This is a genomic window from Microcystis sp. T1-4 (assembly GCF_000297435.1).
Taxonomy (GTDB): Bacteria; Cyanobacteriota; Cyanobacteriia; order Cyanobacteriales; family Microcystaceae; genus Microcystis.
In genome coordinates this window covers 1-9,102 of record NZ_CAIP01000396.1, presented here as the reverse complement: position 1 = coordinate 9,102, position 9,102 = coordinate 1, and the positions used below count along the sequence as shown (strand labels likewise).

Here is a 9,102-nt window from a genome sequence, read left to right as displayed (position 1 = left end):
GTAGCTTTTTCTCACAATTGCAGAGATAAGGCGGGCGGGATTTTAACCAATAACTTAATTCTATACCTTGACCGATCGCCGTTTCTAAACTAAAGCCTGACTGCAAATAATGATGGGAATTGGTTGCTCCTCACCTTGCAAGCGACGGCGATCTAACCAGTCCCGCATCTCATGTTGGCTGTATAATTTCTTCAGTTCGCTAAACAAAGCTTCTCCTGTCAGGCTACGGCGCTTAATCAGGTTTAACTCGCGCTTGAGTACAGTGGTAATCGGTTGGCGAAAGGCCTGTTCTAATAGGTTAACCTGCTTACGGATTTCTTCATCCTGCGTGGTTTTGAACAGCAGTCCTAGTTCTCGCAGGACGTAGCGCTGTGCTTGAGTCAGAGAACGGCTGTACTCCCGTTCAGATTGGCGGTGCTGGACTTCTTGGGCAAATTTAATCTTGACTTGCATGACTGCTTGGTTGTAATTTTTGGGCAGCGGCAGCGCTGCTTCTTCTGGGGTGGTTTTGAGCATTCCTAAAATGCGGGCAGTATCTTTTGATCTGATCTCTCCCTGTTCATCGAGCCAATATAATTGCTGGTAGCCCTTCCAATCTTTGCGGTTAGGATAAGAAGCTTCACAGAAGACAATTATGCCCTTATTGAGAGAAAAGCGAGCCGTTCGGATGCCATGAGGCAGGTTAGCTATCCGTTCGTATTCAGCCGGATTTTCTCGCTGGAGTTGTCTGAGAATTTCTTCGGCTTCGTTGAGGTCGAGAAATTCTCCCTCATCTTCAAACAAACTTAATTGATGACTACCACTTTTTTCATAAATTGCATACATAGCCTCTTCGTTAAGCTGTTCCGTTGGGTCGAGAATTGCCGCATCCTCGCCGATGGTTTCATGAATTTCTTGAATGCGGTTTTTGAGTTTTTGTCGTAATCCTAGATTCCGCTCCAATCCAGTCTCTGGGAGAAAATTAAAGCCGTAAACCACATCATTCTCGCTGCCAATCCGATCAATCCGACCAAACCTTTGAATAAGTCGGACGGGATTCCAATGCAGGTCATAATTAATAATCAGGTTGCCATCTTGTAGGTTTAAACCTTCGGCTAAAACATCGGTAGCAATTAAAGTTTTGATTTCCGACTCTCCCTGTTGTAATTTATAGTATTTGTTGGCTTTGGGGGCAAATCTTCCCACTACCCGCGCCTTATTTTTATCGCCACTGTAGATGACTTCTAGATCGTCTCGATCGCCGTTAGGATTGAGGTTTTGATACAAGTAATAGGCGGTATCAGCATACTGAGTAAAGATGAGGCACTTGCTATCTTGCAGCGGAGGTTTATTCAACCAATTTTTGAGAGTTTGTAATTTCGCATCTTTGTCTGGGGTAATTGGCTCAACTAAGTGCAAAATTTTCTCTAGCAATTGGATGTCATGTTCGAGGTGTTTCTGCAATCTTGGGGCATCAAAATCAGCTATATCATACTTCCCAGATGCCTGACGCAAGGCATCGATAATGTCTTGTTCTTCCCCATTGTTTGGCTCATAGAGAATTGCCTGAGCTTCTTCTCCGGCGGGGATAATTCCTTGGCATAAAGCTTCTCGAAAGCGTTGATGGACTTGCAGTAATTTCTTAACAGTTTGTTGGAAGGCATAAACGCTAGATTCAAAGCGTTTGAATAACAGGACTCGCATCAGTCCTCTTAAATTTGCCCCTCCAGTTTGTAAACTGAGTAATGGTTCTTGTTTGCGCTTATTTGGTAATACATAATTTCCCAAACCATAACGAGCATAGCAAAGTTCATTTTTACGAGGTTTGGCTGGTTGCTGTTGGCGAGATTTCCCTAAATATTGGCGCAGTTCCTGGTAAAGTCCTTGATAGGTATCTTCAATACTATATTCAATGGTTTGTAGTTCTCTTTTGGGAAAAAACTGATGCTTACCACCCACAATAACGTAAGCGCGTTGATTTCCGTTTAAATAATCCTTGAAATTGTCTGCATCTACGGGTTTATGAGTCTTGGCATCAAAGCCGTACCAGCGTAAAATGTGGTTGCGGGTGCGCCGGATCAAGATGTTAGATAACAAGTCAGGTAACTGCCGTTCCCCTTTCTCTACTAATCGAAAATACTCTTTTAGATCGGGCGGTTCTATGGGTAAATCTGTCTTATCATCTTGATGAAAAAGTTTAATCTGATGATAAATATCCCAAGCACTTTTATTACGAGGAGTTGCTGTCAGAAAACAGCATTGTCTCCCGGCTGCTAAAAAGGCTTCGACGATTTTATATCTTTGGGTTGCGGCATTCCGCAGGTTATGACTTTCATCAATTAAGATAAAATCTCGATCTTTGTATTTAAAATCTTCTAATAAAACTCTGATGCCACTGGTTTCATCTTCCCGCAGCAATCCCATCGATAAAACGCGGGCGTTAAGTTGATAAATTTCGTTGTAGCGTTCCCACATTTCCACCAGTGGAGCTGGACAAATAATTAAGGGTCGGGCTTTTTCCACTTGTTCAAAGCGTTTGACAATGGCAGCACCAATAAAGCTTTTTCCTAGTCCTACCACATCGGAAACGAAACAACCTCCGTACTCGCGGATGAGTTTGATCGCTTGGTTAACTGCTACTTTTTGAAAGTCTGCTAGTTTCTCGGTAATTTCGTTATCTATCATCATTTCGCTGGCAGTTTCTTCTGTCAATCGATCGCGCACGAGCATATAGAGAGTTTTCATATAGATGTCGTAGGGACGTACTGGCATCATCGCCCAAGACTGTTGTAAAGACTGCATCAGTGTTTCATCAAATTCTGTTGCTTCCTGCCAAAGTTGATTGAACCATTCTGTTAAACTGGCATGATTTTCATTACCGTGAACGATAACATTAAGTTCGGTATTGTGGGAAATTCCTGATAAAGTAAGGTTAGAAGAACCAACGATAACAAGGCCTTTTTCTTGACGTTCTAGGGGTTGTCCCTGCTGGTTATAAATTGTCCCGTAGTCGAAGATATAGGCTTTAGCATGGAGTCGCCCTTTAGTATAAACTCGCACCTGAAGGCGTTTTTCTTCAATCATAAGAACCAGATTTTTTACTAAGGTTTCTGCTTCATCTGTTTGGTCCATTAGTTCGACGCTGGAACGAATATTGTCGGCGGTTTCTGTTGCCATCTGCTTGCGTTCTGTCCGTTTGGGATATTCTTGTGCCTCTAGATGGTCTTTAATTAGTTCTAAGCGGCGGTAGCCTTCTGCTAATTGTTCGATGGTTTCCCGGTTGCTGGTGTTGCCAATTAGGAGGCGCATTTGTGGGATGGTGGCGAGACGGGGTGCGATCGCAGTAAAGCCGGAGAGGAAGAAGTAACCGACGGCAAAATGAGCGGCTTCTGAAGAGTGAAGAATTTGGTTGATGTTATCGACTAATTTTTGCTGGCGATTGTCGATGATGTCGTGGGTAGGCATAGTTCGATATCCATAAGAGAATTGTTATATCAATAATGTTTTTTAAGAAAATTTACCCTATATTTACAGGTAAATTTTTAGGTTTTAAGGGAGAATGATGTAATAACATTAGTTGATTTTCTTGTAAGGTTTCGATAGCATAAGCACGTCCTGATGTGTCGCTAAATTCCACTTCAAAAACTGTCGGTTCATAAACTTCTACAATTGTTCCGACTTGTCCGCAATATAATCCTAATTGGGGTAAGTCTTCTAATAAGGCAACTACATCTAAGAGTTTCATTTGATTATCTCCTTAAAGTACATAACAAGTCACTAAGCGGGGAAAGTTTTCGTCATTTCTGATGATCCAAACACTGTGAATAATGGCGGTTTTGTTTTGATGAGTCAGGGGAAAATCAATAACATACTTTTGTCCATAGTGCATGGCGCTCTCGGTCAATTTCAGAAAAAATATCATCGAGTTCTGGTTGATTTTTCCATACTCCAATAAGAGTTTCTAAGTCTTCCCACAATAATTTTTTTTGAATTAAATTATCGGGAATTGACCGAGAAATTCTTACGCCATTAGGAAGAGATAAATCCTCTAATAGCTCGATAGTATTGCCTTTGATAATTCCTTGTATTTTCATGGTATTTTAGGATAAAGCTTGCTCAACTAAGACGGCAGTTTCACGATCTAGAATAGAGAGAGTTTTCTGAATTAATTCAATCGGTAATTGTAATGCTTGATAAGTTGTTTTTCCATATTATTTTTACTCCTAATTAATGGCATATTCTGTGAATTTTCGTTTAAATGGAGAGTGAAATCCGATGACAATATCTGTTTTAGGAATTCCTAGTTTAACTAACTTTTCAGCTACTGAAATTTCTGTGTTGTTCTGTTGAAGATAAACTTTGTTGTTAATAATATCTAAATGTAAAAGACATCCATAAATCCAATGATTATTATGCCAACCAACTTGTACTAATAAATAATGTTTTCTCAGATCGTCAAAGATTATTTCTAGGGAAATTTCACTAGACTGCTGAATTTTAGCTTGTTCTTCAATGAGGGATTTAACTAATTCACTGTAGTTGATTGCCATTCTACGATCTCCTCTCTGTGATATCCCTAGCCGGCATATCCTGATTTTAGCAGGTTTTCCTAATTTTAGCATCTTGTAACAATCTTAAGGTTCACAATCCATACAATGCCGCTACTCTCTCATCTGACGACTGGTTTATTTACCTCTATTTTAACAGATTCGCTGTGATGATTTCAGATACCCGACTTCTTTAAGAAGTCGGGTATCTAACCCCTTACAATCCATACAATGCCGCTACTCTCTCATCTATCTCTTTCTCCCATTCTTCACAGTTAACTCCTTTGGCATCTAAGCATTTTTGTACTAATTTGATGATAGGTTTCTTTTCTGTTTCCAAGATTCTAGAGTGTCGCCTTTCAATTCCTTAGTTCTATTTCCATCTCTAATGAAAATTTTACCTTCTAGATAAGCAATTTCTGATAAATCCAGTGGCTTAACTTCAACCTGACAAATTTCTCCTTCAGGAAGCGTAAAAAATTCTACCATCACTAAAACTTTATTAGGATGAAGTGGATAAGGTGTAATTTTTGACTCCATAATTTGTCGTAAATTATTCTCAAAACCATCCTTATTTTTTCCTTTTCCAACAGTATAATCTGGCTCAAGTCCTTTTATTTCTAAATTATCAGAAACTCCAATGAGAAGAGTACCACCATCGGTATTTAAAAAGGCTGTAATGTTTTTTAAGGATGCAAGAAGAACATCTTTATTTTTTGTATTTGTCTTAATATCTACTCTTAGAGTTTCTTTGAACTCTAGTTTGCTTCCTTCACCTTGAGCAATCAGACTCAGAATTGGATGAGATTTCCAGTAAGTAGGAGGCTTTGTCAAAACTCGACTACAGTGTTCTATATGTCTTTCATACTTTTCTTTTACTTCGGCTAATACTCCCTGAGCTTTTGCTAGTTTAGGATAGCGGCGACAGTACCAAAGTTCTATTTCACGAATATCCTCATAGTCTAATTCATAGAGTTGATAAATAATGGCATCAATTTCTTTTTGTTCATGTAAATGATAGGGATAGCTTTGATTATGCTTTTGTTGATTAATAATACTTTCAACTAAAGTTTTGATTCTATCGTGCAAATCAGGACTTAATGAAGGTAATATCAGTCGTGTTAAAACTTCTTCCCCTGTTTCAACTGTATGGGATACATAGCTCTTGAGTAAATAACGAGAGACAATAGAAGTTAAAAATCCTAGTAAAACTCTTGGTTCAATCCCTCTAACAAAAATAGTTGAACCTTTATTGCCAAAAATACAGCCACTTCCCAATCGAAAAGTAGGACTATAAATACCAGTAGGCGAAAATGTTATCCCCTCTTGAAAATAATATTCTGAGTTTTGAAAACGAGAGGCAATCCTGTGTTCCTCTTGTGGTTCAATCTTATTGAATTCTTTTTTTCGCCGTTTAACATCAGCAATAGTAGCAGTGCGGAGGCGATGGACAGCATCTCTTGACCAATCTATCAAATATTGTGTCGGTACATAGTAATTGGGAAGCCAACCTTCATCAGTATTACTTTCGCCGCCTTTATCAAAGGGCAGAAAACAGCGATTATTATACTTATTGGGAGCTACTCCATTTAGTTTTTCATCATCACTTAAGCCTGCAATATCAGCATCAGTAAGTAATTTACTCTCGTCTAATATTTCATAACTTCCCCTTGCTCCTCTACGTTTACGAAGATAGTAATCATTGTCACTCGTTTGAAGTCCTACTTTTACATCAGCTATTGTCCCCAAGCGAGAAAAATTACTATTGCTCAACAACTGATAAAGCTTGGGTGAACCGATGAAAAGTGACAAGTTATCATAAGTAGCTATCAAAGATTGGGGATAAGTATAACGAGCATAATCTATCGTTTGTAAATCCACACTATGAGCAGCGATCGCAGCTAGGTTCTCAGTTAGTTTATTCCAGTCCCCGATTTGAAGGCTACGCAAATCTGCGGCGATTAGATCATGGCTTTCAGATGCCGTATTTTTAGCAACGGTCAAAATACAAGTATTAACTGTAGCATTAAAAACCCAAGAAGGCAGATCGATAAAATGAGCAATAGTGGTCTTTTCAAGAAATAGCTTTCTTAAAGGTTTGTGAGTTTTAATAGTCCGCCAAGTATCAGAAACTATGTAACATAATTGACCGCCAGAACGTAGCAACTGCAAGCCACGGGCCATGAATAAACCATAAGTATCTTTGGATTGTGCGCCATCAGTCAGACGGTCAAAATAGAGATCGCGCACCCTGTCACCAACAGTCGCACCATAAGGCGGATTAGCTAAGACAATATCAAACCCCTTTTGTGAAAAAACTTCAGCAAATTCTACGGCCCAATCAAATCCGTTAACCTTATTACTTCCATGGGTTATCAAAGCAATTTCAGCTTTAAATTCATTGATTTTTTGTTTGAAAATTTGCTTTTGAACTCCTTCACTCATTGTCAGATAAGAGTTTTTTGCATCTCTATATTGGCGAATTATCTGGCCTCGAAGAGTGTACTGTCCTACATTCTCTGGATTAGGAGCAGTGAGACTATCACCAGATTCAATCTTAAAATCTAAGTTAGGTAACGGTTCAGGATGCTCACCGTCAAATTCTACAGTTAGTGATAGCCAAAGACGTAATCGAGCAATATTTACCGCAAATTCATCAATATCTACACCATAGAGATTATTTTGAATAATATTGAGTTTACGGTGGTAATCATCACGAGCATTTTCCAGTTGAGCGCGGGTGTCAAGCAAACGAGTAAGCGAATGTAGTTCATGCAGCATACCTAATAGATAAGCGCCACTTCCACAAGCAGGATCTACTATTTTCACTTCGCTCAGTTTCTGCAAAAGATCACGAGCTTTTGGAACGTTTATCTGCTCTACATTATGTTCATCAACTAAGGCTTCATAGCCTCCTAAATATCCCTTCAAAGCCTCCCGACACATAAAAGAAACAATCGGTTTAGGTGTGTAATAACTACCTGATTTATGTCTTCCCGTGACTAATTCTTCAAACACTTTTCCCAACATTTCTGGGTCCACTGCTACCTCCACATCAAGGGGTGTACTCTCAGTTACAGTGAAATTAAAATTACTAAAAAGGCCCTGTAAGATAACATCGATCGCCTGATCGGGTACTATTATATTAGGATTGCGGTCATCTTCATCCTGTTCAAATAATCCCCCATTAAGATAGGGAACTGTGCCAATTATTTGCCGAAGAAAACCACCGTTATTGATACCAATAATATCCGTTTGTTGGGGATTATTTAGTCCCGTAAAAAACAGATGAGTCAAGCGATTATGATAAAAGTTTTTGTCCGAGGTGCTGTTATCATTCTGATAATCCTGCCATAATGTTTCTAGATAGTCTGTTTGTTCGTTAAACTTCAGCCAACCCTTTTTCTGGATAAAAACAATAAACATCAGGCGATTAAATAGCTTCTGAGTAAATAGTCTTCTCTGGTCAGCATTAGGGATAGTTTTAGTAATTAATTGCTCAACTTTTTCAAAGACCGAGCGATACTGTTCAAAAAATTTCTTAGTAACTTTCTCAACATCAAAAGCTTCATCATGACGTTCCTGAATCGCTAAAGGAGACTCGGAACTAATATTATCTAAATCCAGTAAACTTAGGCGTTCTGTGGCGGTTCGTAACTGTTCCCCCGGACCCACTGTAATTCGCCGCAAGACTTGCCGTTTTTCTTGTTTAACATCATATTTAACATTGATAAAATGCCACCGTTCTTGGTGGAAATCAGAGAAAATAAAGAGAGTGTAGGGATGGTTTTTTAGCAGTTGAGTGACGACAAGACGCTCTAAATTGAGCAGCAGTTGCTTAGAGTTGAGACGAGCATAGATAACCTGAAAATCTTCCCCCCCAGAAGCCAATAAAATTGGGTCTTCTGCTAATGCTTCTACTGCTTTATCTGGCCAATTGCGTCGGGACAGGGTTTGATTTTCTCGCTCGTAATTTAACTCGGACCAGAATAATTTTTTGAGCGCATCTAATCCTCTCAGGGATGAAAGAAGGTCATAAACTGACTGCCGAAGTTCAATATCACTCATAAGTTTTCTCACGACCTCTCATTTAGGTTTACTTTCTCCAGAACTTTTGCCACTTCAGTTAAATTGTATCGGGATCGATGCCTAATTCTCGTAGTTTTTGTGCCAATTTTTCCTTAGCCTGACCTTCCCTTTCTTTCTCTAAAATAGCCTGTTCTTTCTCTAAAATAGCCTGTTCTTTTTCTAAAAGAGCCTGTTCTTTTGCCTGTCTTTGCTCTAATTCCGCTTCTTGAGGAGTGGGGACTAATTGACCATCGGCGGTAAAATAACGCAGTTTACGGTCAAATATCCCTAAATATAATCCTAACTGTTCACTCCATAAATAACCTTGGTCATTGGGAGAAATGGCTTGATATTGTCCCTCAATTAGTCTAAATCCTTGCAATTCTAAACTATTGGGATCGAACCAAAAATAATTAGGAGTGCGAAAGGTATTTTGGTAGAGAATTTTCTTGTTATTGCGGTCAATATTGGCCGTAGAATCGGAGAGAATCTCGACAATTACATCCGG

Annotated in this window: 7 protein-coding genes; all 7 read right to left on the bottom strand. The window is 39.2% G+C overall.

Annotation, left to right across the window (positions count from 1 at the left end; all coding sequences use genetic code 11):
• Positions 1-84: 84 nt before the first annotated feature.
• On the bottom strand, positions 85-3,444 hold the full coding sequence (locus tag MICAI_RS18350; RefSeq protein WP_008205714.1) for a helicase-related protein: 3,360 nt from the start codon (positions 3,442-3,444) through the stop codon (positions 85-87).
• Positions 3,445-3,496: 52 nt separating this feature from the next.
• Positions 3,497-3,724: a DUF4926 domain-containing protein gene (locus MICAI_RS18345; protein ID WP_008205712.1), complete on the bottom strand. Its 228-nt coding sequence runs from the start codon at positions 3,722-3,724 to the stop codon at positions 3,497-3,499.
• A 12-nt stretch (positions 3,725-3,736) separates the two neighbouring features.
• A complete protein-coding gene (locus tag MICAI_RS27995) occupies positions 3,737-3,868 on the bottom strand; it encodes a DUF6883 domain-containing protein (RefSeq protein ID WP_008205710.1) in 132 nt (43 codons plus the stop codon).
• A complete protein-coding gene (locus MICAI_RS18340) occupies positions 3,840-4,073 on the bottom strand; it encodes a hypothetical protein (protein ID WP_008205708.1) in 234 nt (77 codons plus the stop codon). The genes MICAI_RS27995 and MICAI_RS18340 overlap by 29 nt, the downstream gene beginning before the upstream one ends.
• A 129-nt stretch (positions 4,074-4,202) precedes the next feature.
• Positions 4,203-4,529, bottom strand: a complete 327-nt coding sequence (locus tag MICAI_RS18335) for a XisI protein (protein WP_002791363.1) — start codon at positions 4,527-4,529, stop codon at positions 4,203-4,205.
• A 303-nt stretch (positions 4,530-4,832) separates the two neighbouring features.
• The gene (locus MICAI_RS25440) at positions 4,833-8,594 is read right to left on the bottom strand and encodes an Eco57I restriction-modification methylase domain-containing protein (protein ID WP_008205703.1); all 3,762 of its coding nucleotides are present in this window, start codon (positions 8,592-8,594) and stop codon (positions 4,833-4,835) included.
• Positions 8,595-8,652: 58 nt separating this feature from the next.
• Positions 8,653-9,102, bottom strand: a 450-nt coding sequence (locus tag MICAI_RS18325; protein WP_039900498.1) for a Uma2 family endonuclease, incomplete at its 5' end; no start/stop codon positions are given.

Excerpts from the sequence above, each read along its gene's own strand:
- MICAI_RS18340 (WP_008205708.1), bottom strand. The coding sequence starts at position 4,073 with ATGAAAATACAAGGAATTATCAAAGGCAATACTATCGAGCTATTAGAG.
- MICAI_RS18350 (WP_008205714.1), bottom strand. The coding sequence starts at position 3,444 with ATGCCTACCCACGACATCATCGACAATCGCCAGCAAAAATTAGTCGAT.
- MICAI_RS18335 (WP_002791363.1), bottom strand. The coding sequence starts at position 4,529 with ATGGCAATCAACTACAGTGAATTAGTTAAATCCCTCATTGAAGAACAA.
- MICAI_RS18345 (WP_008205712.1), bottom strand. The coding sequence starts at position 3,724 with ATGAAACTCTTAGATGTAGTTGCCTTATTAGAAGACTTACCCCAATTA.
- MICAI_RS27995 (WP_008205710.1), bottom strand. The coding sequence starts at position 3,868 with ATGCACTATGGACAAAAGTATGTTATTGATTTTCCCCTGACTCATCAA.
- MICAI_RS25440 (WP_008205703.1), bottom strand. The coding sequence starts at position 8,594 with ATGAGTGATATTGAACTTCGGCAGTCAGTTTATGACCTTCTTTCATCC.